This window comes from Ramlibacter sp. MAHUQ-53 (genome assembly GCF_052600055.1).
Genome location: NZ_JBQWTS010000007.1, coordinates 147,674 through 170,502 on the forward strand (window position 1 = coordinate 147,674; position 22,829 = coordinate 170,502).

Below are 22,829 nucleotides of genomic sequence, written 5' to 3' on the forward strand. Positions count from 1 at the left end.
CGTGCGCCACTTCCCGCCGCGCCCGGCGCCCGCCGCCTGGGTGCCCAGCCCGCTGCTGCTGGGGCGCAAGGAGACGCCGCGCTTCCTGCGCGCCGCCTGGGACGAGGTCAAGGCCGACAGCTTCGGCCCCTGGCGCGTGACCGAACGCATCGACCCGGCGCTGTCGCTGGAGCAGGGCCCCGCGCCCGGCCTGGAGGAAGCGCCCCAGGCGTTCGAGCGCGAGCCGGCGCCGCAGGGCGTCGCGGAGGGCGCCAGCGACGAGGCCCGGGAGGCGAGGGCGCCGCAGCGTGGCGAGGCCGCCCCCGGGGCGCCCGCCGCCGCGGGCATCAGCCCCGAGGAGCTCGCCGCCGCCGAGGAGCGCGCCTATGAGCGCGGCCTGGAAGCCGGCCGCGCCGAGGCCCGCGCCGCGATGGAGGCCGACCGCGCCCGCGAGTCGGAGGTGCTGCGCGCCCTGGCCATCGAGATGCGCGCCCTCAAGGAGGACCCGCAGCGCTGGTTCGAGCCGCTGCGGCGGCTGGCCCTGCACATCGCCGAGCAGCTGGTGCGCGGCGAGCTGCGCACGTCGGCCGAGGCCATCACCCAGGTCGTGCGCCAGTGCCTCTCGGCGCTGGACGAGCCGGCCGCCGGCGTGGTGGTCTCGCTGCACCCGGACGACGCGCAGATGCTGCAGGCCGCCGCGCCGCCGTTCCTGCAGGAGGTCAAGCTGCAGCCGGACGCATCCCTGTACCGTGGCAGCGTGCGCCTGCGCCTGGACGACACGCTGCTGGAGGACCTGATCGAGCACCGCCTCGACGCCATCGCCCAGCCCCTGCTGACGCGGCCCGGCCCGCGCGCCGGCGAGTCGGTGCTGCTGCGGGAGTCCTTCCCCGCCGAGCCGGTGGAGGCCGCGCCGCTGCGCCGCCCGCGCGGCCTGGGCGACGTGGTGGATGCCACCGCGGTGACCCTGGAGGAGGGCCGCGACGGCGGCGTGCTGCCGGCGATGCCGCCCGCGCCGCCCCCGGCCGGGCCCGCCGCCGCGCCCGACGCCTGGGAGCCGCCGCAGTGAGCGCCCGGCCATGATCGCCTTCGACACCGAGGTCGACCGCCTGCTCTCGCAGGTGCGCGTGCCCGACCCGCGCAAGACCGGCACCCTGGTGCGCCTGGTCGGCATGCGCCTGGAGGCGCGCGGCATCATGGCGCCGCTGGGCGCGTGCTGCGAGATCGCCGACCCCTCGGGCCACAGCGTCGAGGCCGAGGTCGTCGGCTTCAACGACCAGACCCTCTACCTGATGCCCTTCACCGAGCCCCAGGGCATCGGCCCGGGCGCCAGCGTGCGCGTGGTCAACCACAGCGCCAGCGTCTGCCTGGGGCACGAGCTCCTGGGACGCGTCATCGACGGCCGGGGCGAGCCCCTGGACGGCAAGCCCGCGCCGCGCTGCGACACCCGGCTCTCGCTGCTGGGGCGGCCGGTCAACCCGATGGAGCGCGGGCCCATCACCCAGGTGCTGGACGTCGGCGTCAAGGCCATCAACGGCATGCTCACGCTGGGCTGCGGCCAGCGCGTGGGCCTGGTCGCCGGCTCCGGCGTGGGCAAGTCCACGCTGCTGGGGCAGATCACCCGCCACACCCGCGCCGACATCGTCGTCATCGGCCTGATCGGCGAGCGCGGGCGCGAGGTCCAGGCCTTCATCGAGGAGTCGCTGGGCGCCGAGGGCCTGGCCAAGGCGGTGGTCGTCGCCGCGCCGGCCAACGTCTCGCCGGTGCAGCGCCTGAAGGCCACGCTGATGACGCACACCATCGCCGAGTACTTCCGCGACCAGGGCAAGAACGTGCTGATGCTGGTGGACAGCCTCACCCGCGTGGCCCACGCCCAGCGCGAGATCGGCCTGGCGGTGGGCGAGCCGCCCACCTCCAAGGGCTACCCGCCCTCGGTCTTCGCGCTGCTGCCGAACCTGATCGAGCGCGCCGGCGTGGGCCGCGCCGGCCTGGGCTCCATCACCGCCATCTACACCGTGCTGGCCGAGGGCGACGACGCCCACGACCCGATCGTGGACCTGGCCCGCGCCTCGCTGGACGGCCAGGTCATGCTCTCGCGGGCACTGGCCGACGCCGCGCACTACCCGGCGATCGACCTCACCGGCTCGATCTCCCGGATCATGCCCAGCCTGCTCGACCCGGAGGCCCTGAAGCTCGCCAACCGCTTCCGCCGCATGTGGTCCCTCTACCAGCAGAGCCGCGACCTGATCCAGGTCGGCGCGTACGTGCCGGGCAGCAACCCGGAGCTGGACCTGGCGATCCGCCTGCGCCCGGCGCTGGAGCACTACCTGCGCCAGGACATGCACGAGGGCGTGGCCTACGGCGACTGCCTGGACGCCGTGCGCCAGATCCTCGCCGCGGCCTGAGACGCGGTGGACGAATCCGTCATGCCCGTTCATTCCGCGCCCGATCCCGTTTCTTCCCGGAGCCGACCATGACCCCTCCCAAGACCGATGCCTGGAGCCTGCTGGTGGACAAGGCCCGGCGCGCGCTGGAGGCCTGCCAGCAGCAGCTGGCCCAGGCCCAGGCGCGCCGCGACCAGCTCAAGGCCAGCGAGCAGCGCGTGCACGCCATGGTCATCGAGTACCGCCGCCGCCAGGAGGCCAGTGCCGCGGCCGGCCAGCTCATGGCCGACCGCCTCAACGAGCGCCAGTTCATCGCCCAGCTCCAGCAGCTGCTGGACCAGGCGGTGCGCGCCAGCCGCCAGGCCGACCTGCAGTGCCGCCAGCTCGGGCAGTCGGTCGCCGCCGCGCGCCAGGCGCTGGAGAAGGCCGAGAAGGTGCGCGACCAGTTCCAGGCCCAGGCCCGCGCCGAGCGCGAGCGCCGCGAGCAGAAGCGGCAGGACGAGATGGCGGTGATGCGCTATCAATGGCAGCACCCCTGACGCCATGCCCCTGAGGGCCGCCGGGCCGCGGGCGCCGGGCGCCGTGCAAAAAACCGGATAATCCCGAGCTTCCCCCGGAGAGCCCCGATCCCATGTTCGATTTCGTCCGCAAGCACACCAAGATCCTGCAGTTCGTGCTGTTCCTGCTGATCTTTCCGTCCTTCGTGCTGTTCGGCGTTGAAAGCTACACCCGCATGAGCGACAAGGGCGAGTCGGTCGCCAAGGTCGACGGCAGCGACATCCGCCAGGGCGAATGGGACGCCGCGCACAAGGCCGAGGCCGACCGCGTGCGCCAGCAGATGCCCGCGCTGGACCCCAAGCTGCTCGATGCGCCCGAGGCCCGCTACGCCACCCTGGAGCGGGTGGTGCATGACCGCGTGATCTCCGCCGCGGCGCAGAAGTCGCGCCTGGTCACCAGCGACGAGTCGCTGGCTCGCGAGCTGCAGGCCAACCCGGTCATCGCCTCGCTGCGCGGACCGGACGGCAAGATCGACATGGTCCGCTACCGCCAGCTCGCCGCGCAGCAGGGCCTCACGCCCGAGGGCTTCGAGGCCTCCCTGCGCGCCGACCTCTCCCGCCGCCAGGTGCTGGCGGGCGTCGGCGGCACGGGCATCGCCAGCGAGGCCGCCGCCGCCCTGGCCCTGGGCGCCTGGTTCGAGAAGCGCGAGGCGCAGGTCCTGCGCTTCGACGCTGCCGCCTACGCCGCCAAGGTCGTGCCCACCGAGGCCGAGGTCGAGGCCTTCTACAAGGCCAACCCCCAGCTGTTCCAGGCCCCGGAGCAGGCCAACGTGGAATACCTGGTGCTGGACATCGAATCGGTGAAGAAGGGCGTCACGGTCAACGAGGCCGACCTCAAGACCTACTACGAGCAGAACCTCGCCGCCAATGCCGGCAAGGAGGAGCGCCGCGCCAGCCACATCCTGATCGCCGCCGGCAAGGAGGCCGGCGCCGACGCCCGCGCCGCCGCGAAGAAGAAGGCCGAGGACCTGCTCGCCGCCGTGCGCAAGAACCCCGAGTCCTTCGCCGAACTGGCCCGCAAGAACTCGCAGGACCCGGGCTCCGCCACCAAGGGCGGCGACCTCGACTTCTTCGCCCGCGGCGCCATGGTCAAGCCGTTCGAGGACGCGGCCTTCGCGCTGAAGAAGGGCGAGACCAGCGGCGTCGTCGAGAGCGACTTCGGCTACCACATCATCCGGCTGACCGACATCAAGGCGCCCAAGGTCCAGAGCTTCGAGGAGGCCCGCCCGGCGCTGGAGGCTCAGGTGCGCCAGCAGCAGGCCCAGCGCAAGTTCGCCGAGACGGCCGACAGCTTCAGCAACGCCGTCTACGAGCAGTCCGACAGCCTCAAGGGCGTGGCCGAGAAGTTCAAGCTCGAGGTCCGCACCGCCAATGGCATCACCCGCACGCCGGCGCCGGGCGCCAGCGGCCCGCTGGCCAACCCCAAGTTCCTGGGCGCGCTGTTCTCCGCGGACAGCATCGAGAAGAAGCGCAACACCGAGGCGGTCGAAGTCACGCCGGGCCTGATGGTCGCCGGCCGCGTCGCGCAGCACGTGCCGGCGCGCACCCTGCCGCTGGAGGAAGTGAAGGCCCGCGTGGTCGAGCGCGTCAAGGCGGCGCGCGGCACCGAGCTGGCCCGCAAGGCCGGCGCCGACCAGCTGGCTGCCTGGAAGGCCACCCCGGCCTCCGCCAGCCTGCCGGCGGCGGTGCTGGTCTCGCGCGACAACCCCGGCAACCAGCCCCGCGCGGTGGTCGATGCCGCCCTGCGCGCCGACCCGGCGGCCCTGCCGGCGCTGGTGGGCGTGGACCTGGGCGACGCCGGCTATGCCGTCGTGCGCGTGAACAAGTCCATCCCCCGCGAGGCGGTGCCCGAGCAGACCGCGAAGGCCGAGCGCGCCCAGTACACCCAGTGGTGGGCGCAGGCCGAGACGCTGGCCTACTACGACCTCCTGAAGCAGCGCTTCAAGGTGGAGATCAAGGCCGCCAAGCCGGGCGACGCGCCGGCGAAGTGAGTCGGCTGCAGCCCCCGAGAAAAAAGCCCCGCGTCGCGGGGCTTTTTCATGGGGCGGGGAGGGCGGTGCTCAGTCGGCCTTGAAGCCGGTGGCCGCCACGGCCTTGCCCCAGGTCACGGTGTCGGCCGCGATGACGCGGGCGAACTCCTCGCGGGTGGTGCCGGTCACCTTGAAGCCGGCGTCTTCCAGCTTGGCCTTGCCGTCGGGCGCCTTCACCGCCTTCTGGATGTCCGCGCTGAGCTTGGCCAGGATGTCGGCCGGCACCTTGGACGGCGCCACCACGCCGAACCAGGAGCTGAACTCCAGGTTGGGGTAGCCCTGCTCCTTGATGGTCGGCACGTCGGGCAGCAGCGCGGTGCGGCTGGCGCCGGTGGTGCCCAGGGCCAGCAGCTTGCCGGCCTTCACGTTCGGCACGGCCAGGCCCAGGCTGGCGAACACGGCCTGCGTGTCCCCGCTCAGGAGGCCGCCGATGGCGTCGGCCGTGGTCTTGTAGTGGACGGCCTCGGGCTTGAGCTTGACCGCGTCGCCGAACATGAAGGCGCCGAAGTGGCCCGGCGTGCCGGCGCCGAACGTGGCCATGAACAGGCCCTTCTGCTGCTGCGTCCAGGCGACGAAGTCCTTGACGTTGCGCGAGGGGACCTTCTGCGGGTTCACCAGCAGCACGAAGTCTGCGCTGACGACCTGGCTCACCGGGGCGAAGTCCTTGGCCGGGTCGTAGGGCAGCTTGTTGTAGGTGCTGGGCGCGATGCTCAGTTGGCCGGTTTCGCCCAGCATCAGGGTGTAGCCGTCGGGCGTGGCGCGGGCGGCCTCGGTGGCGGCGATCAGGCCGCCGGCGCCGGGCTTGTTGTCCACGACCACGCCCACGCCGCCCCAGGCCTCGGACAGCTTCTGCGCGAGGATGCGGGCCACGATGTCCGGGCCGGTGCCGGCCGGGAAGCCGACGATCAGGCGCACGGGGCGGTTCGGGTAGGCGGCGGTCTGCGCCAGGGCGGGCGCGCTCGCGGCGGACAGCGTGGCCAGGCCCAGCCCCAGGGCGAGGCGGCGGCGAAGGGTCGAAGTCATCAGGTCTCCTTGTTGTCGATATGGGTGCGTTGGAATGGGGTCAGGCCACGTGGAAGACGCGCAGGTCCACCCGGTCCGGCAGGCGTGCGCCGGTGCCCAGGAACAGATTCTCGGACAGCCAGGCCAGCGAGGGCGCGCTCGCCTCGAAGCGGGGCATGCAGCGGAAGTAGACACTGGCCGGGTCCACCGGCTCGCCGCGCACCAGGCGCGCCATCACCTCGGGGGCGGCGGTGCGCACGGCCTGGTTGTAGACGTAGATGCGGTCGCCGCCGTCGGTCTCGATGACGTAGCGCGCGTCGAGTTCGGCGGTGCGGTCGTTGAGGATCAACTGGAAGTCCGCGCCGCCGGGCAGGATGCGGCCGCTCCAGTCGGCCGTGGTCACGGTGCCGCCGAGGATGGGGATGACGCGGCGCAGGCCGCGCACCGAATGGCCGACTTCCTGGGGCTTGTCGACCTGCACGCGCAGGTCGGCGAAGAACCGCAGTTCGGGAGTGGGGAGGGGGGATGTCATGGTGGCGCTAGCGTAGTCGATCTGCCGGCCGCTCCCGTCCCACGCGCCCGGAAAATGAAAAGGCCACCGCGAGGGTGGCCTTTGGAATCCGGTGGGGTGGCTGATGGGACTCGAACCCACGACGACCAGAATCACAATCTGGGACTCTACCAACTGAGCTACAGCCACCGTCGAAAACGAGATTATAGCCCGCCTTTTGCCGGGTTCGCGGCGGCCTGCGAAGCGGCCCCTACAATCATTCGCAAGCCCATGAAAATCCTGATCTCCAACGACGACGGCTACCAGGCGCCTGGCATCGCCGCCCTGCACGAGGCCCTGCGCGACCTCGCCGACGTCCAGGTCATCGCGCCCGAACATAACAACAGCGCCAAGTCCAACGCCCTCACGCTGCACCAGCCGCTGTACGTGCACCAGGGTGCCAACGGCTTCCAGTACGTGAACGGCACGCCGGCCGACTGCGTCCACATCGCGCTCACCGGCCTGCTCGAGACCGCGCCCGACCTGGTCGTCAGCGGCATCAACAACGGCGCCAACATGGGCGACGACACCATCTACTCCGGCACCGTCGGCGCCGCCATGGAGGGCTACCTGTTCGGCGTGCCCGCCATCGCCTTCTCGCAGGTCGAGAAAGGCTGGGCCCACCTCGACGCCGCGGCCCGCGTGGCGCGCGAGCTGGTGCAGCAGGTGATCGCGCAGCAGCTGCTGCGGCGGCCCGCGCCGTTCCTGCTCAATGTGAACATTCCCAACCGCCCCTACGAGGCGCTGGGTCCCTTGGAGGTCTGCCGCCTTGGCCGCCGGCATGCCGCCGAGAAGGTGATCGCGCAGTCCAGCCCGCGCGGCGAGACCATGTACTGGATCGGCGCGGCCGGCCCGGCCAAGGACGGCGCCGAGGGCACCGACTTCCACGCCACGGCCCAGGGCCGCGTGTCGATCACGCCTTTGCAGGTGGACCTCACCGACCACGACGCGCTGGGCGAGTGGCGCGGCGTCGCGCAACGCTTCGCCGCACGCTGACCAGGCCGCACGATGACCGCGCGCCGTCCCAGCTTTCCTGCTCGCCTCGACCTGGGCACGCCGGCCAAGGCGGCCAAGGCGGCCGCCGCGAAGCCGGCGGGCGCAGCCTCCGCGCCCGCGCCCGTGTCGCCCCGAGCCGCGCCCCAGGGCCTAGGCCTCGACTCTCAAGCGGTGCGTGCGCGCATGGTGCACAAGCTCGCGGGCCAGGGCATCGCCGACCCGCAGGTGCTCGAGGCCATGGGCCAGGTGGAGCGCCATCGCTTCGTCGATACCGCGCTGGTCAACCAGGCCTACGAGGACACCAGCCTGCCGATCGGCCTGGGCCAGACCATCTCCAAGCCGAACGTGGTGGCCCGCATGATCGAGCTGCTGCTCGCGGGCGGATTGCGCGAGGACTCTGGCCGGCTGGGGCGCGTGCTCGAGATCGGTACCGGCTGCGGCTACCAGGCCGCGGTGCTGGCCTGCGTGGCGCGCGAGGTGTACAGCATCGAGCGGCTGCGCGGCCTGCATGACAAGGCCCGCGACAACCTGCGGCCCCTGCGCATCCCGAACATCCACCTGCTGTTCGGCGACGGCATGGCGGGCTACGCCAAGGGTGCGCCCTATGCGGGCATCATCGCCGCCGCCGGCGGCGAGGCGATCCCGCAGGCGTGGGTCGACCAGCTCGCCGTGGGCGGGCGCCTGGTCGCGCCCAGCGTCATGCCGGGCGGGCAGCAGGCGCTGGTGGTGATCGACAAGACGGCTGCGGGGTTGAAGCGAAGCGTCCTTGAGGCAGTTCACTTTGTCCCCCTAAAATCAGGCATCGCTTAGAGGAAAGTACAACACATGCCCCAGATGCTGAGGCGGGGAAGTCTCCACGCGCTCGTCCTGCTGTCCGTCGCCGCCCTCCTGGCCGGCTGCGCCTCCGGGTCGCGCCGTCCCGCGCCGGTCGAAGACCGCGGCACCATGGCCCACAGGTCGCCCACCTCCGCTTCCATGCCCGCGGCCACGGCCGCCGCCCCCGGCGAGCCGGTTCGCCTGCCGCCCGGCGCCGAGAACGCGGGCAAGCCCGGTTACTACACCGTGCGCCCCGGCGACACCCTGATCCGCATCTCCCTCGACGCCGGCCAGAACTGGCGCGACGTCGTCCGCTGGAACAGCCTGTCCAATCCCAATGTGATCGAGGTCGGCCAGGTGCTGCGCATCGTGCCGCCGGTGGCCGCCGCCTCGCAGGAGGTGGTCACGCGGCCCGTGCAGTCCGCCCAGGTCGCCGTGCAGCCGGTGCAGCCCGCGTCCGCCGCCTCGGCGCCGGCCGCCGTGCCGTCGTCCGCGCCCGCGCGCGCCGACAGCGTCCCGGCGCCTGCCGCTTCGGCCGACGACGACGTCGCCTGGGCGTGGCCCACCGGCGGCGGCGCTGTCCTCGCCGGCTTCGACGAGGCCAAGAACAAGGGCCTGGACATCGCGGGCAAGGCCGGCGACCCGGTGCTCGCCGCGGCCGACGGCCGCGTGGTCTACGCCGGCTCCGGCCTGCGCGGCTATGGCAACCTGATCATCCTGAAGCACAACAACACTTACCTCACGGCCTATGCCCACAACCAGTCGCTCCTCGTGAAGGAGGACCAGGCGGTGCGCAAGGGCCAGAAGATTGCCGAGATGGGCAACAGTGACGCCGACCGCGTCAAGCTCCATTTCGAGATCCGCCGGCAGGGCAAGCCTGTCGATCCTTCGAAGTACCTGCCAGCGAGGTAGCGGTGATGAACAGGCGAAACGGCAACAGCAAGACCCAAGCAGTTCCGGTGTCGCCTGATCAGGAGCAGGCGCCCGACCCGCAGGACGGCGTGCTGCGCGAGCTGCCGGCGCCCTCCGAACTGGCGGGCGAGTCCACCGACACGCTCACTCTCTACCTGCGTGACATTCGCCGCACCGAGCTGTTCACGGCGCAGGAGGAGTTCGAGTGCGCCATGCGGGCGCGCGCCGGCGATTTCGAGGCCCGCCAGTCGATGATCGAGCACAACCTGCGGCTCGTGGTCAGCATCGCCAAGGCCTACCTGGGCCGCGGCGTCCCGCTGGCCGACCTGATCGAGGAGGGCAACCTCGGCCTCATGCACGCCATCGACAAGTTCGAGCCCGAACGCGGGTTTCGGCTGTCCACCTATGCCACCTGGTGGATCCGGCAGTCGGTCGAGCGCGCCGTCATGAACCAGGGCCGCGTGATCCGCCTGCCGGTGCACGTGGTGCGCGAGCTGCAGCAGGTGCTGCGGGCGCGCCGCACGCTGGAGAACGACCCGGAGTTCGCGGCGCGCGCCGGCCGTGAGCGGGACGGGGTGCGGGTCGAGGACATCGCCGCCCTCCTGGGGCGTGACGTGCAGCAGGTCGCCGACCTGCTCTCGCTGGCCGAGACCCCGCGCTCGCTCGACGCTGCACTGGACCACGCCGACGACGACCGCACCCTCGGCGACGCCATGCCCGACGACGGCACCATGGACCCCAGCGGCATCACCCAGGACCACGAGGTCGAGCGCCTGCTGCAACGCTGGCTCCATGCGCTGTCGCAGCGCGAGCAGGAGATCCTCGAGGGCCGCTTCGGCCTGCACGACCGGGACCCGGAGACGCTGGAGGTCCTCAGCGACCGCCTGGGCCTGACGCGTGAGCGCGTGCGGCAGATCCAGAACGAGGCCCTGGTCAAGCTGCGCCGCCACATGCAGCGCCACGGGATCGACAAGCACGCGCTGTTCTAGGGCTCCGCGCCCCCGGCGCGGGCTCGCACCCGAGGTCCCGGGCCTTGGCTCTTGGCCGTCAGCCCTCGGCGACCGGCGGGCTGTGCGGGCGTTGCAGCTTGATGTGGGCCGAGAACCCGCCCGAGCTGCTGTTGGCCACCGCGAAGACGCCGCCCATGCGCTGCACCGTCTTGTCCACGATGGCCAGTCCCAGGCCGGCGCCGGTGGCCTCGGTGCGAGCGGCATCGCCGCGGAAGAAGGGCTTCATCAGGTTGGGCAGGGCCTCGGGGGCGACGCCGGGCCCGTGGTCCCGCACCTTCACCAGGACCCAGTCGCCGCGCCCGCGGGCCGTGATCTCCACCTCGGCCACGCCCGTGTCCGCCGACTTGCCGTAGCGGCGGGCGTTCTCCAGCAGGTTGGCCATTACCCGGGCGAGTTCGACCTCGTCGGCCAGCACCTCGAGCTGGCCCGGGATGTCCACCCTGAACCGCAGGTCGGCCTGCTCCTGCAAGGCGTAGAGGCAGGTCTGAACCACGTCGGCGAGCCGCACCGGCTTGAGCTCGGTGTGGTCGGGCCGGGCGTAGTCGAGGAACTTGTCGATGATGGCGTCGAGCTGGTCGATGTCGGCCGCCATGTGGTCGCGCGCGTCGCGGTCGGCCACGCTCATTTCGGTTTCCAGCCGCAGCCGCGCCAGGGGCGTGCGCAGGTCGTGCGAGATGCCGGCGAGCATCACGGCCCGGTCCTGCTCGATCTTGGCGAGCTGCTGGGCCATGCGGTTGAAGCCGATGTTCACCTCGCGGATCTCGCTGGTGGCGACCTGCTCGTCCAGCCGCGAGGCGTCGAAGTCGCCGTCGCGCACGCGGCTCGCGGCGAAGGACAGCTGCTTGAGCGGCCGGTTGATCAGGCGGGCGATCAACGCCGCGCCGGCGAGCGACAGGCCGGCCGCCGTGACCAGCCAGATCAGCCAGGTGCGCCCGCCCACGTTGGCGAAACGCTCGCGGTCCAGCCGCAGCCAGTAGGCATCGTTCTCGATGCGGAAGCCGACCCACAGCCCCGCCTCCCCGTTGACCCGGGAGGCCAGCTCGGTGCCCGGCCCCAGGCGGGTCAGCAGCTCGCGCACGATGGCCTGGTCCATGACCGAGCCGTCCACCGGCGCAGTCCGGTCGCCCGGCTCGCGCGGCTGGATCTGCACCCGCTCCTGGTCGGCCAGGGTCTTGATGAGGGAGACGCGCGCGATGGCGTCGGAGTGCACCAGCGCCGCGCGGCTCAGGTTCACCAGCGAGGCGATCTGCTGCGCGGTCTGCAGCGCGCGCGGGGTGAACTCGAGGGCCCGGAAGGTCTGCAGCCAGGCGATGATGGAGCCGATCAGCAGCAGCGAGAGCAGGAAGAACGTCCGCCAGAACAGCGACAGGCCCACCCGTGGCAGGCCCGGCGCCATCGCCTCCCCGGGCGAGGCGTCCAGGGGGGCCGGGCTGGTGACCGTTTCCATGGCGCGGGCGCGCTGCATGGGCCGGTCCGCGTCAGCCCGCACCGTCCGGCACGAACACGTAGCCCACGCCCCACACGGTCTGGATGTAGCGCGGCGCCGCCGGGTCGGCCTCGACGAGCTTGCGCAGGCGCGAGACCTGCACGTCCAGGCTGCGGTCGAAGGGCTCGAACTCGCGGCCGCGCGCGAGCTGGGCCAGCTTCTCTCGGGACAGGGGCTGGCGCGGATGGCGCACCAGGGCCTTGAGCATGGCGAACTCGCCGGTGGTCAGGGGCAGCTCGTCGCCGTTCTTGCGCAGCGTGCGGGCGCCGAGGTCGAAGGAGAAGGGGCCGAAGTTGACCACCTCGTTCTCGGCGGAGGGGGCGCCGGGCGCCTCCTGCGCGGGGCGGCGGCGCAGCACGGCATGCACGCGCGCCAGCAGCTCGCGCGGGTTGAAGGGCTTGCCCAGGTAGTCGTCCGCGCCGACCTCGAGGCCGACGATGCGGTCCACGTCCTCGCCCTTGGCGGTGAGCATGATGATCGGGGTACGGTCATTGGCTGCCCGCAGGCGCCGGCAGATCGACAGGCCGTCCTCGCCCGGCATCATCAGGTCCAGCACGATCAGGTCCGCGGTCTCCCGCAGCATCAGCCGGTTCAGCGCCTTGCCGTCTTCTGCAAGGATGACTTCAAAGCCTTCCTGGGTGAGGTAGCGGCGCAGCAAGTCACGGATCCGCGCATCGTCGTCCACCACCAGGATCTTGTCGGTTCGGGCGGCATTGGTATTCATGGGGTCAGTCCAACGTTTACTTGTAACAGCGTCGATTTTGGGCCGCTTGTTGCATTCCATGATTCCTTTAAGGCTACTTCTAACATAACTTTACAAAAGTTGCCCTACAGGTTGGCGTGGCCCGAAGATGGCGGAATGGGCACCTTCATCGTGATCGCCAATCCCCGCAGCGGGGCCTCCACCGGCGCGCAGCAGCCGGTCGCGCATCGTGTCCGGCAGGTGTTCACCCAGGCCGGGCGCGCGTGCGAGGTGGTGAGCGTGCCGTCGGCCGGGGCGCTGGCCGCGGCGAGCCGGGCGGCGGCGGCGCGCGCCGGTCCCGGGGACGTGCTGGTCGCCGCCGGCGGGGACGGCACGGTGGCGACGGTGGCCCAGGCGGCCTGGGAGCGCGGGTGCCCGCTGGGCGTCGTTCCCTGCGGCACCTTCAACTACTTCGCCCGGGTGCAGGGCATCCCGCAGGATCCGCAGGCGGCGGCCCGCGCGCTGCTGCGCGCCCATGAGCGGCCGGTGGACATCGGGCTGGTCAACGGCCGCGTGTTCCTGGTGAACGCGAGCCTGGGGCTGTACCCGCAGCTGCTGCAGGACCGCGAGGCCTTCAAGTCCCGCTTCGGGCGGCGGCGCTGGGTTGCGGCGCTGGCGGCCGTGGCGACGCTGGTGCGCTGGCGGCACCAGCTCACCCTCGAGATCGAGGCCGACGGCCAGTCGCGCCACCTGCGCACGCCGACCCTGGTGGTCGTCAACAACCGGCTGCAGGTCGAGCGCCTCGGACTGCCCGCTGACCCGCGGCGCCCGGTGGGGGAGGGCTGGCTGGCCGGGGTCGCGGCCAGGCCGATCGGCAGCTGGGCCCTGTTCACGCTGATGCTGCGCGGTGCCTTCGGGACGCTGGGCGATGCGCAGGACGTCGAGCACTTTGCCTGCCGCAGCCTGTCGGTGGGCATGCGCGGCCTGCGGCGTGCGCGGGTGGCCGCTGACGGCGAGATCGATCGCCTGGTGCCACCGCTGCGCTTTGAGGTGGCGCCGCGTCCGCTGCGCCTCATGGCCCCCTGCGAGCAGGACCGGGTCCCCGTCGGGTGAGGCGCCGATGGGCCTGCTGCTGCACCTGTCGGACACGCACTTCGGCACCGAGGAGCCCGCCGTGGTCGAGGCGGTGGTGCGGCTGGCGGCAGGCCGCCGGCCGGATGCGGTGGTCCTCAGCGGCGACATCACCCAGCGGGCGACGCGCGCGCAGTTCGCAGCCGCCCGGGCATTCTGTGAGCGCCTCGGGCCGGCGCCGCGGCTGGTCCTGCCGGGCAACCATGACCTTCCGCTGTTCGACCTGGCCTCGCGCGTCGCGCGGCCCCTGGGGCGCTTCCGCCAGGCGTTCGGCGACGAGGAGCCGGTGCTGCGGCTGCCGGGCGCGATCGTGGTCGGCGTGAACACCACCCGCTGGTGGCGGCACAAGGACGGCGAGGTCTGCGCCGCGCAGGTGGCGCGTGTTGCCGGCCTGCTGCGGGAGGCCGGGCGCGGGGTGCTCCGGGTGGTCGTGACACACCACCCGGCGGCGGTGGTCCGGGCGCAGGACCGGGAGAACCTCCTGATCGGCGCCGACGCCGCGCTCGCGGCCTGGAGCCGCGCGGGGGCGGACCTGCTCCTGGGCGGCCACATCCACCTGCCTTACGTGGCGGACTTGAGCGGCGCGCCCTGGTCGCTGTCGCGGCCCCTGTGGTGCGTGCAGGCCGGCACGGCGGTGTCCCGCCGGGTGCGGCACGACACCCGGCACTCGCTGAACCTGGTGGCCTGGGGTTCGGCCGGGTGCGAGGTCGAGCGGCTGGACTACGACCTGGCCGCCGACGCGTTCGTCACGGTCCAGCGCCGGCCGCTGGCGCTGGGGCCGTGAGCCGGGGGCTTACTGCGCCGTCCAGCCGCCATCCATGTTCCAGGCCACGCCGCGCACGTTGTTGCCGGCGGGCGAGCAGAAGAACACGGCCAGCTCGCCCAGTTCCTCGGGCGTGGTGAACTGCATCGAGGGCTCCTTCTCGCCGAGCAGGCGGCGAACCGATTCCTCGTTGCTCCAGCCGTTGGCCTTGGCGCGGTCGTCCACCTGCTTCTGCACCAGGGGCGTGAGCACCCAGCCGGGGCAGATCGCGTTGCAGGTCACGCCGGTGGTGGCGTTCTCCAGCGCGGTGACCTTGGTCAGGCCGACGACGCCATGCTTGGCCGCCACGTAGGCCGACTTGTCCGCCGAGGCCACCAGGCCGTGGACCGAGGCCACGTTGATGATGCGGCCCCAGTTGGCGGCGCGCATGGCGGGCAGGGCCAGGCGCGAGGCGTGGAAGGCGCTGGAGAGGTTGATCGCGATGATCGCGTCCCACTTCTCCACCGGGAATTCGTGCACCGGCGCCACATGCTGGATGCCGGCGTTGTTCACGAGGATGTCGACGCGGCCGAAGCGTTCGGCGGCGAACCTCATCATCGCCTCGATCTCGGCCGGCTTGCTCATGTCGGCGCCGTGGAAGGCCACCTCCACGCCCAGCGCGCGGATCTCCGCCTGGGGCGCCGCGTTGTCGCCGAAGCCATTGAGCACGATGTTCGCGCCTTGCCGGGCCAGTGCCTTGGCGATGCCGAGGCCGATCCCGCTGGTGGAGCCCGTCACGAGCGCCGTCTTGCCTTTGAGCATGGGAAACTTCTCCGTCCGATCCATTACGATGATGCAAGGCCGCGCTGCGGCCAGCGACCCGCAGTATCGCAATTTCCTTGCCTACCATGCCCAGCCCCCTCCTGAACCACGTTCCCTGCGCCGGCCCGGCGGGTCCCCACCGGATGGCGTACTGGTCCTGGGGCCGGGCTGATGCGCCGCACCTGGTGGTGTGCGTGCATGGCCTCACGCGCCAGGGCCGCGACTTCGACGTGCTGGCCCAGGCCCTGGTCGAGCGCTCCCCGACGCCGCTGCGCGTGGTCTGCCCCGACGTGGCCGGCCGCGGCGAGAGCGACTGGCTGGCCGACCCGGCCCACTACCAGGTGCCGGTCTACGTCGGCGACATGCTCGCGCTGCTGGCCCGCCTGCAGGCCCAGGCGCCCATCGCCACCCTGGACTGGGTGGGCACCAGCATGGGGGGGCTGATCGGAATGGGCCTGTTCGGCACCCCCGACCTGCCGCTGCCGGCGCCGCTGCACCGGCTGGTGCTCAATGACATCGGCCCCGCCGTCGAGTGGGCCGCCATCCAGCGCATGCAGCAGTACGTGGGCCGCGCGCCGACGTTCGCCTCCGTGGAGGAGGCCTGCGAGGCGCTGTGGCGCGTCGCCTCCGGCTTCGGCCCGCACACGCCCGCCGAGTGGCGCGCCCTCACCGAGCCCATGCTGCGCCCGCTGCCCGGGGGCGGCTGGCGCCTGCACTACGACCCGGCCATCGGCGAGAACGTGCGCGCCGCCACCGAGGCCTCGGGCCGCGAGGGCGAGGCCCTGCTGTGGCAGGCCTATGACCGCATCCGCGCCCGCACGCTGCTGCTGCGGGGCGCCGACTCGGACCTGCTCACGCCGGCGACGGCGCGGGCCATGACCGAGCGCGGGCCGCGGGCCCGCCTGATCGAATTCCAAGGCGTCGGCCATGCCCCGACGCTCGTCACGCTGCAGCAGGTGGAGGCGGTGGCCTCGTTCCTGCTGGGAGGAGCTGTGCCCGATGAAAACCCGGACGGCTGACGCCGGCGACGGCCTGGCCGCGCCGGAGCTGGTGGCCGCTGCAGAACAGAGCCTGCCCCAGCAGGCCCAGGCCCTGGCCCGCGCGCGGGCCTTCGCCGAACCCCTGATCGCCCACGAGACGCTGGACACCGGCGAGAACACGCTGGCCCATGCCGACGCGGTCGCTGCCATCCTCAAGCGCATGGGCGGCTCCGAGGCCATGCAGGCCGCGGCCTACCTGGTCTATGCCTGCCCGCACCTGGCCAAGCCGCACGAGGCCATCGCCAAGGCCTTCGGCGAGAGCTACGCGGCGCTCGCCGTCGAGACCACGCAGCTGGTGGCGGTGCAGCGCCAGGCGAGGGCGCAGCATGCGGCCCACGCCCAGGCCGAGAACGTGCGCAAGATGCTGCTGGCGTTCTCGCGCGACCTGCGCGTGGTGATGCTGCGCCTGGCCTCGCGCATGCAGACCCTGCGCTGGCATGCCGCCTCGCGCACCCCGGTGGCGCCGGCGCTCGCGCGCGAGTCGCTGGAGGTGTTCGCGCCGCTGGCCAACCGACTGGGCATCTGGCAGCTCAAATGGGAGCTGGAGGACCTGGCCTTCCGCTTCCTTGAGCCCGACACCTACAAGCAGGTGGCGAAGCTGCTCGAGGAAAAGCGCGCCGAGCGCGAGGCCTACATGGAGCGCCTGCGCGCCGGCCTCGAGTCCGAGCTGCACGCGCAGGGGCTGCACGCCCACGTGGCGGGCCGGCCCAAGCATATCTACAGCATCGTCAAGAAGATGCGGGGCAAGTCGCTGGACTTCGACCGCGTGTTCGACGTGCGCGCCCTGCGCGTGATCGTGCGCGACACGCGCGAGTGCTACGCCGCGCTGTCCTGGGTGCACCAGCGCTTCGAGGCGATCCAGAGCGAGTTCGACGACTACATCGCCCGGCCCAAGCCGAACGGCTACCAGTCGCTGCACACCGTGGTGCGCGATGGCACGGGCAAGCCGATCGAGATCCAGATCCGCACCCAGGCCATGCACGACCACGCCGAGCACGGCGTGGCGGCGCACTGGGCCTACAAGGAGGCGGGGACCAAAGGCTACTCGGGCGTGTCGGCCAGCGGCGAGTACGACGCCAAGATCGCGGTGCTGCGCCAGCTGCTCGCGTGGGAGCGCGACCTGGCCGGAGCCGGCGCGGGCCTGTTCGAGGACCGCATCTACGTCCTGACGCCCCAGGCCAACGTGGTCGAATTGACCGCCGGCTCCACGCCGGTGGACTTCGCCTACACCGTCCACACCAGCCTGGGCCACCGCTGCCGCGGCGCGCGCATCGACGGCGTGATGGTGCCGCTGAACACGCCCCTGAAGAACGGCCAGACGGTGGAGATCGTCACGGTCAAGGACGGCGGGCCGTCGCGTGACTGGCTCAACCCCGAGCTGGGCTTCCTCGCCAGCAACCGGGCGCGGGCCAAGGCGCGTGCCTGGTTCAACGAGCAGCACAAGCACGAGACCATCGCGCGCGGGCGCGAGCTGGTGGAAAAGCTGCTGCAGCGCGAGGGCCGCACCGCGGTCAAGCTGGAGGACCTGGCCTCGCAGCTGGGGTTCAAGTCGGCGGACGACCTGTTTGCGGTGGTGGGCAAGGACGAATTCTCCCTGCGCACCATCGAGACCCTGCTGAACCCGCCGGAGGCGCCGGTGCCGCAGGACGAGTTCCTGCTGAAGAAGCAGCGCGTCGCCACGCCGTCCCCCAAGGGCGGGGTGCTGGTGGTGGGCATCGACTCGCTCATGACCCAGATGGCGCGCTGCTGCAAGCCCGCGCCGCCGGACGAGATCCGCGGCTTCGTCACGCGCGGCAAGGGCGTGAGCATCCACCGCGAGGACTGCAGCAACTTCCGCGAGATGGCCTCGCGCAGCCCCGAGCGGGTGATCGAGGTGGCGTGGGGCCGGCCGAAGGCGGACGGCGCCGCGGTCTACCCGGTGGATGTCTCGGTCGAGGCCGGCGACCGGCAGGGCCTGCTGCGCGACATCTCCGAAGTCTTCGCCAAGGAGAAGATGAACGTGATCGGCGTGCAGACGCAGTCGGTCAAGGGCTCGGCCTTCATGACCTTCACGGTGGAGGTTTCCGACTCGAACCGGCTCGGGAAAGTGCTGGGCCTGGTGCGCGAAGTCGGCGGTGTTCGCTCGGCCCGCAGAAGGTGAGGAAAACCCTGCTACAATAGATGCTTCGAACAAACGAAGGCGCGTAGCTCAGTTGGTTAGAGCACCACCTTGACATGGTGGGGGTCGTTGGTTCGAATCCAATCGCGCCTACCAGATACTCTGGAACATTCAAGGGCTTGGCAGATCTGCCAAGCCCTTTTTGTTTTGCGCGTCCCTCATCAGGCCAGGCCCGCTCCGCCGCGCGCCTGGCAGACCCAGACCGTGGCCGGCTCGCCGCCGGGCGCCCGGTACCCCGCGGCGATGGCCGCGCGCACCGCATCCACCCGCTCGTGGGGCAGCAGGGCCACCACGCAGCCGCCGAAGCCGCCCCCGGTCATGCGCGCGCCGCCCGGGTCGCCGATCGCCGCCTGTGCGAGGTCGACCAGGCGGTCGATCGCCGGCACGGTGATCTCGAAGTCGTCGCGCATCGAGGCATGGGACTCGGCCATCAGCCGGCCGAGCGCCGGCAGGTCGCCGGCGGCCAGGGCCGCCGCGGCCTCCTGCGTGCGGCGGTTCTCCGTGACCACGTGGCGGGCCCGGCGCAGGGCCACCGCGTCGAGGCCGGCGGCGCCGCGGGCGAGGGCGGCCTCGTCGAGGTCGCGCAGGGCGCGTACGCCGTAGTGGCGAGCCGCCGCCTCGCACTGGATGCGGCGCTCGTTGTAGGCGCTGTCGACCAGGCCGCGGGCCACCCGGGAGTGCACGATCATGACCGCCAGGCCGGCGGGCAGCGGCACGGCCTGCGCGTCCAGTGAGCGGCAGTCGATCAGCAGGGCGTGGCCGTTCTCGCCGCGGGCCGAGATCAGTTGGTCCATGATCCCGCAGTTGCAGCCCACGAACCCGTTCTCGGCGCGCTGCGCCAGCAGGGCCACCTCGGTGGGCGAGAGGCCCAGGCCGTGCAGGCGGTTGAGGGCCTCGATCACCGCCACTTCCAGCGAGGCCGAGGACGACAGGCCCGCGCCCTGCGGCACGTTGCCGGCGATGGCCAGGTCCGAGCCGGGCAGGGCGCAGCCGCGCGCCAGCAGCACGTCGACGCAGCCGCGCACGTACTCGGTCCACGGCAGCCCGGGCCGGTGCGGCACCGGCGCCTCGGCTCGGAAATCGTCCTGCGCACCGGCGTAGTCCGCGGCGACCACGCGCACGCGGCCGTCGTCGCGGGCCGTGGCGGCGACCACGGTCTGGTAGTCGATCGCGCAGGGCAGGACGAAGCCGTCGTTGTAGTCGGTGTGCTCGCCGATCAGGTTGACGCGGCCCGGCGCGCGCACCCGCAGCGTCGGTCCGTCGCCGAAGGCCTGGGTGAAGGCCTCGATGGCACGCTGCACGGTTTCGCTCATCGCGCGCCTCCGGCCCCGGCTCGGTAATGGACCTCCGGCAATTCACGCAGCCGCCGGGCCGCCTGCTCCGGCGTCAGGTCCCGCTGCGCCTCGGCCAGCATCTCGAAGCCGACCATGAACTTGCGCACCGTCGCCGACCGCAGCAGCGGCGGGTAGAAGTGCGCGTGCAACTGCCAGGGTGTGGGGTCGCGGGCATCGAAGGGCGCGCCGTGCCAGCCCATGGAGTAGGGGAAGGAGGTGTTGAACAGGTTGTCGTAGCGGGTGGTGAGGCGCTGGACCGCCAGGGCCAGGTCGGCGCGCTGCGCCGGCGTGAGCTGGGGCAGGCGCTGCACCGGGAACCGCGGCAGCAGCAGCACCTCGAAGGGCCAGGTCGCCCAGAAGGGCACGATCGCCAGCCAGTGCGCGGTCTGCAAGACCAGGCGCTCACCGGCCCCGGCCTCGCGGCGGGCCGCGTCCAGCAGCATCGGCGTGCCGTGGGCGGCGTGGTACGCGCGCTGCTCGCGGTCCTCGGCGGCGGCCTCGTTGGGCATGAAGTCGCAGGCCCAGACCTGGCCATGCGGGTGGGGCTGGGAGCAGCCCATGATCTCGCCCTTGTTCTCGAAGACCTGCACCCAGCGGTAGTCACGGCCCAGGTCGGCCGACTGCCCGCACCAGGTGTCCACCACCTGGCCGATCGCGGGCAGCGACAGTTCGGGCAGGGTGCGGCCGTGGTCCGGCGAGAAGCAGATGACGCGGCTGGTGCCGCGGGCGGGCTGCAGGGTGAACAGGGCGTCGCCGGCCGCGGCGGCGGGTGCGGGCACCTGCGGCATCAACGCCGCATGGTCGTTGGTGAACACGAAGGTGCCGGTGTAGCCGGGGTTGCGCTCGCCGTTCACCCGCACATTGCCGGCGCACAGGTGGCAGGCGGGGTCGTAGGCGGGCAGGCGCTCGTGCGCAGCCTCCTCCTGCCGGCCCTGCCACGGCCGCTTCGCGCGGTGCGGGGAGACCAGCACCCACTGGCCGGTCAGCGGGTTGCGGCGGCGGTGCGAATGCTCGGCGGCATCGAAGGCGGCGGTCATGCGTCGTATCCGTGGGGGCTCATCGAACGCCCTCATGCCACCACCTTTGCCAGGCGCGCGATGTAGGCCGTTTCCGCAGGGGCGTCGGCGGCGCCCCCGGGTTCCGCCATCACAGGGTCAGTAGGCCCAGGGCCGGCGTGCCTGGTCCTGCAGGCGGTAGGCCGCGATCTGAGCTCCCCGGTCCAGCGTCAGCTGGATCTCGTCCACGCCCGCCAGCAGCATGTTCCGCAGTTGCCCCGGTGACTTGAACGTGAAGGACGAGCCATCGGGCGCCACGACCTGCTGCGCCTCGAGGTCCACCGTCACCGGGGCATCGCCCTGCGCCGCTTCGACCAGCCGGGCGATGTGGCGCACCTGCTCGATCGGCAGTTCGACCGGCACGATGCCGTTGCGCCAGCAGTTGTTGAAGAAGATGCCGCCGAAGGAGGGCGCGACGATGGCGCGGAAGCCGAACTCGCGCAGCGCCTTGGGCGCGCGCTCGCGCGAGGAGCCGCAGCCGAAGTTGCGGTCCGCGAGCAGCACCTGCGCCTGGTCGTAGGGCCGGCGATTGAGGATGAAGCCGGGATCGGGCGATCCATCCGGCCGGTAGCGCAGGTGGTGGAACAGGTGCTCGCCGTAGCCTTTCGCATCGGTCCCGCCCAGGAACAGCGTGGGGATGATCTGGTCGGTGTCGATGTTGATGCGCATCAGCGGCGCGGCGATGCCCGTGACGCTTTGCAGGGCTTCCATCAGGCGATCTCCCCGGGGGCGGCGATGCAGCCGGCGATGGCGGAGGCGGCCACCGTCGCCGGGCTGGCGAGGTGGGTGCGCGTCTTCGGCCCCTGCCGGCCCTCGAAATTGCGGTTGGTGGTGCTGATCACCCGAAGCCCGGCGAAGCGGCCCTCGCCGATGTCACTGCAGAAGCCGCAGCCCGACTCGTGCCACTCGAACCCCGCGTCCTTGAAGATGCGGTCCAGGCCCTCGGCCTCGGCCGCGTGCTTCACCGGGGTGGAGCCCGGCACGCAGATGGCCTGCACGCCGGCCTTCACCTTGCGGCCCCGGAGCACCGCGGCGGCGGCGCGCAGGTCGGACAGGCGCGCGTTGGTGCACGAGCCGATGTAGGCGACCTCGATGGCGATGCCCTGCACCGGCATGCCCGGGGTGAGCTGCATGTAGTCCAGGGCCTTGCGTGCGAGCTGCTGCGCCTCCTCGTCGCCGGTGTCCTGCGGCCGGGGGATGAGGCCGTCGATGGCCACCACCTGCTGCGGGCTCGTGCCCCAGGTGACCTGCGGGCGCAGCTGGCTGCAGTCGACGTCGACCTCCCAGTCGAAGACGGCGCCGGGGTCGCTGGGCAGGGTGCGCCAGTAGGCCGCGGCGCGGTCCCAGTCGGCGCCCCGGGGCGCGTACTCACGCCCCTTGAGGTAGTCGAGCGTCGCCTCGTCCGGCGGCACGAATGCGTACTTGGCGGAGAACTCGATCGCCATGTTGCACAGGGTCATGCGGCCTTCGACCGGCAGGTTGCGCACGGCCTCGCCCGCGTATTCCACCGCGTAGCCGATGCCGGCCTGGGCGCCGACCTGGCCGATCAGCGCCAGGACCATGTCCTTGGCTGTCACGCCCTCGGGCAGCCGGCCGTTGAAGTTGACCCGCATCGCCTTCGGCTTGGCCTGGGCCAGCGCCTGCGTGGCGAGCACATGCTCGGCTTCGCTGGCGCCGATGCCCCAGGCCAGCGCCCCCACGCCGCCTACCGTGCTGGTGTGGCTGTCGCAGCACACCAGGGTGGCGCCCGGGAAGGCGATGGCGCGCTCGGGGGCGACCACGTGGGCGATGCCCTGGCGCGCGTCATCGAAGTCGATGAAGTGGAAGCCCCAGTCACGCGACGCCTTGCGCGTGGCCTCGATCATCACCGCGCCGCTCTTCGACGGCGAGTCGGTGGGCCCGCGGCCGGGGTAGGTGGAGATCAGGTGCTCGATGATCGTGTAGACCTGATGCCGGTTCGCCGGTTCGCGGCCCGACTTCGCCAGTGCCGTCACCACCTGGCTGCCGGACAGCTCGTGCAGCACGAGCCGGTCCACCTGCAGCAGCTCCATGCCATCGTCCAGGGCGCAGATCATGTGGTCGGCCCACACCTTGTCGAGGAAGGTGCGTGCGGTGCGCATCGCAGCGGCCCCCGTGGGGGCGTGCG

21 protein-coding genes and 2 tRNA genes are annotated in these 22,829 nt (G+C 72.0%); 13 read left to right on the plus strand and 10 right to left on the minus strand.

The features are described 5' to 3' along the window. Position 1: 1 nt before the first annotated feature. From ACT80S_RS12350 to ACT80S_RS12365, 4 genes are all read left to right on the plus strand, one after another. Positions 2 to 1,045 (plus strand): FliH/SctL family protein, encoded by a 1,044-nt coding sequence (locus ACT80S_RS12350; RefSeq protein WP_377416330.1) that lies wholly within the window; start codon positions 2 to 4, stop codon positions 1,043 to 1,045. A gap of 10 nt (positions 1,046 to 1,055) precedes the next feature. Further along, positions 1,056 to 2,381 (plus strand): FliI/YscN family ATPase, encoded by a 1,326-nt coding sequence (locus ACT80S_RS12355; protein WP_377416144.1) that lies wholly within the window; start codon positions 1,056 to 1,058, stop codon positions 2,379 to 2,381. Positions 2,382 to 2,449: 68 nt separating this feature from the next. Next, the gene (locus tag ACT80S_RS12360) at positions 2,450 to 2,899 is read left to right on the plus strand and encodes a flagellar FliJ family protein (protein WP_377416146.1); all 450 of its coding nucleotides are present in this window, start codon (positions 2,450 to 2,452) and stop codon (positions 2,897 to 2,899) included. Positions 2,900 to 2,991: 92 nt separating this feature from the next. Continuing rightward, entirely contained in the window at positions 2,992 to 4,908 is a 1,917-nt protein-coding gene (locus tag ACT80S_RS12365) for a SurA N-terminal domain-containing protein (RefSeq protein ID WP_377416148.1), read from the plus strand. 69 nt (positions 4,909 to 4,977) lie between these two features. Here ACT80S_RS12365 and ACT80S_RS12370 read toward each other — a convergent pair whose 3' ends face one another. The 3 genes from ACT80S_RS12370 to ACT80S_RS12380 form a co-directional block, all read right to left on the minus strand. Continuing rightward, the gene (locus ACT80S_RS12370; RefSeq protein ID WP_377416150.1) at positions 4,978 to 5,970 is read right to left on the minus strand and encodes a Bug family tripartite tricarboxylate transporter substrate binding protein; all 993 of its coding nucleotides are present in this window, start codon (positions 5,968 to 5,970) and stop codon (positions 4,978 to 4,980) included. Between the two features lie 40 nt (positions 5,971 to 6,010). Beyond that, the gene (locus ACT80S_RS12375) at positions 6,011 to 6,481 is read right to left on the minus strand and encodes a DUF3237 domain-containing protein (RefSeq protein ID WP_377416152.1); all 471 of its coding nucleotides are present in this window, start codon (positions 6,479 to 6,481) and stop codon (positions 6,011 to 6,013) included. A gap of 92 nt (positions 6,482 to 6,573) precedes the next feature. Beyond that, positions 6,574 to 6,649: transfer RNA gene (locus ACT80S_RS12380), tRNA-His, on the minus strand. 81 nt (positions 6,650 to 6,730) lie between these two features. Between ACT80S_RS12380 and surE the strand changes: the two genes are divergently transcribed. Genes surE through rpoS form a run of 4 tightly spaced genes read left to right on the plus strand, consistent with a single transcriptional unit; the run spans position 6,731 to position 10,212 of the window. Beyond that, on the plus strand, positions 6,731 to 7,495 hold the full coding sequence (gene surE / locus ACT80S_RS12385; protein ID WP_377416154.1) for a 5'/3'-nucleotidase SurE: 765 nt from the start codon (positions 6,731 to 6,733) through the stop codon (positions 7,493 to 7,495). Positions 7,496 to 7,507: 12 nt separating this feature from the next. Further along, positions 7,508 to 8,305, plus strand: a complete 798-nt coding sequence (locus ACT80S_RS12390) for a protein-L-isoaspartate(D-aspartate) O-methyltransferase (RefSeq protein ID WP_377416156.1) — start codon at positions 7,508 to 7,510, stop codon at positions 8,303 to 8,305. Positions 8,306 to 8,320: 15 nt separating this feature from the next. Continuing rightward, positions 8,321 to 9,223 (plus strand): peptidoglycan DD-metalloendopeptidase family protein, encoded by a 903-nt coding sequence (locus ACT80S_RS12395; protein ID WP_377416158.1) that lies wholly within the window; start codon positions 8,321 to 8,323, stop codon positions 9,221 to 9,223. A 5-nt stretch (positions 9,224 to 9,228) separates the two neighbouring features. Beyond that, entirely contained in the window at positions 9,229 to 10,212 is a 984-nt protein-coding gene (rpoS, locus tag ACT80S_RS12400; protein ID WP_377416160.1) for an RNA polymerase sigma factor RpoS, read from the plus strand. A gap of 58 nt (positions 10,213 to 10,270) precedes the next feature. Here rpoS and ACT80S_RS12405 read toward each other — a convergent pair whose 3' ends face one another. Both ACT80S_RS12405 and ompR read right to left on the minus strand, forming a co-directional pair. Beyond that, on the minus strand, positions 10,271 to 11,698 hold the full coding sequence (locus ACT80S_RS12405; RefSeq protein ID WP_377416162.1) for a sensor histidine kinase: 1,428 nt from the start codon (positions 11,696 to 11,698) through the stop codon (positions 10,271 to 10,273). A gap of 13 nt (positions 11,699 to 11,711) precedes the next feature. Then, a complete protein-coding gene (ompR, locus tag ACT80S_RS12410) occupies positions 11,712 to 12,443 on the minus strand; it encodes an osmolarity response regulator transcription factor OmpR (RefSeq protein ID WP_377416164.1) in 732 nt (243 codons plus the stop codon). 135 nt (positions 12,444 to 12,578) lie between these two features. Here ompR and ACT80S_RS12415 point away from each other — a divergent pair, with 135 nt between their 5' ends. Together ACT80S_RS12415 and ACT80S_RS12420 are read left to right on the plus strand one after the other, a co-directional pair. Beyond that, positions 12,579 to 13,514, plus strand: a complete 936-nt coding sequence (locus ACT80S_RS12415; protein WP_377416166.1) for a diacylglycerol/lipid kinase family protein — start codon at positions 12,579 to 12,581, stop codon at positions 13,512 to 13,514. 7 nt (positions 13,515 to 13,521) lie between these two features. After that, a complete protein-coding gene (locus tag ACT80S_RS12420; RefSeq protein ID WP_377416168.1) occupies positions 13,522 to 14,316 on the plus strand; it encodes a metallophosphoesterase family protein in 795 nt (264 codons plus the stop codon). A 9-nt stretch (positions 14,317 to 14,325) separates the two neighbouring features. On the opposite strand, the gene ACT80S_RS12425 is transcribed toward ACT80S_RS12420, so the two are convergent. Continuing rightward, positions 14,326 to 15,096, minus strand: a complete 771-nt coding sequence (locus tag ACT80S_RS12425) for a 3-hydroxybutyrate dehydrogenase (RefSeq protein WP_377416170.1) — start codon at positions 15,094 to 15,096, stop codon at positions 14,326 to 14,328. Between the two features lie 86 nt (positions 15,097 to 15,182). On the opposite strand from ACT80S_RS12425, the gene ACT80S_RS12430 reads away from it, so the two are divergent. The 3 genes from ACT80S_RS12430 (at position 15,183) to ACT80S_RS12440 (ending at position 18,390) form a co-directional block, all read left to right on the plus strand. After that, the gene (locus tag ACT80S_RS12430) at positions 15,183 to 16,115 is read left to right on the plus strand and encodes an alpha/beta fold hydrolase (protein WP_377416172.1); all 933 of its coding nucleotides are present in this window, start codon (positions 15,183 to 15,185) and stop codon (positions 16,113 to 16,115) included. After that, complete coding sequence (locus ACT80S_RS12435) at positions 16,096 to 18,276, plus strand: RelA/SpoT family protein (protein ID WP_377416174.1); 2,181 nt, start codon at positions 16,096 to 16,098, stop codon at positions 18,274 to 18,276. Before ACT80S_RS12430 ends, ACT80S_RS12435 begins: the two co-directional genes overlap by 20 nt. Positions 18,277 to 18,313: 37 nt before the next feature. After that, a tRNA-Val gene (locus ACT80S_RS12440) sits at positions 18,314 to 18,390 on the plus strand. A 65-nt stretch (positions 18,391 to 18,455) separates the two neighbouring features. On the opposite strand, the gene galK is transcribed toward ACT80S_RS12440, so the two are convergent. The 4 genes from galK to ACT80S_RS12460 all read right to left on the minus strand — a co-directional run bounded on the left by galK (position 18,456) and on the right by ACT80S_RS12460 (position 22,803). Continuing rightward, positions 18,456 to 19,607: a galactokinase gene (gene galK / locus ACT80S_RS12445; RefSeq protein WP_377416176.1), complete on the minus strand. Its 1,152-nt coding sequence runs from the start codon at positions 19,605 to 19,607 to the stop codon at positions 18,456 to 18,458. After that, positions 19,604 to 20,665, minus strand: coding sequence for a UDP-glucose--hexose-1-phosphate uridylyltransferase (locus tag ACT80S_RS12450; RefSeq protein ID WP_377416178.1), 1,062 nt, complete (start codon positions 20,663 to 20,665; stop codon positions 19,604 to 19,606). The genes galK and ACT80S_RS12450 overlap by 4 nt, the downstream gene beginning before the upstream one ends. Before the next feature lie 117 nt (positions 20,666 to 20,782). Further along, entirely contained in the window at positions 20,783 to 21,394 is a 612-nt protein-coding gene (gene leuD, locus ACT80S_RS12455; RefSeq protein ID WP_377416180.1) for a 3-isopropylmalate dehydratase small subunit, read from the minus strand. After that, positions 21,394 to 22,803, minus strand: a complete 1,410-nt coding sequence (locus ACT80S_RS12460; protein ID WP_377416182.1) for a 3-isopropylmalate dehydratase large subunit — start codon at positions 22,801 to 22,803, stop codon at positions 21,394 to 21,396. Before ACT80S_RS12460 ends, leuD begins: the two co-directional genes overlap by 1 nt. Between the last annotated feature and the right edge of the window lie 26 nt (positions 22,804 to 22,829).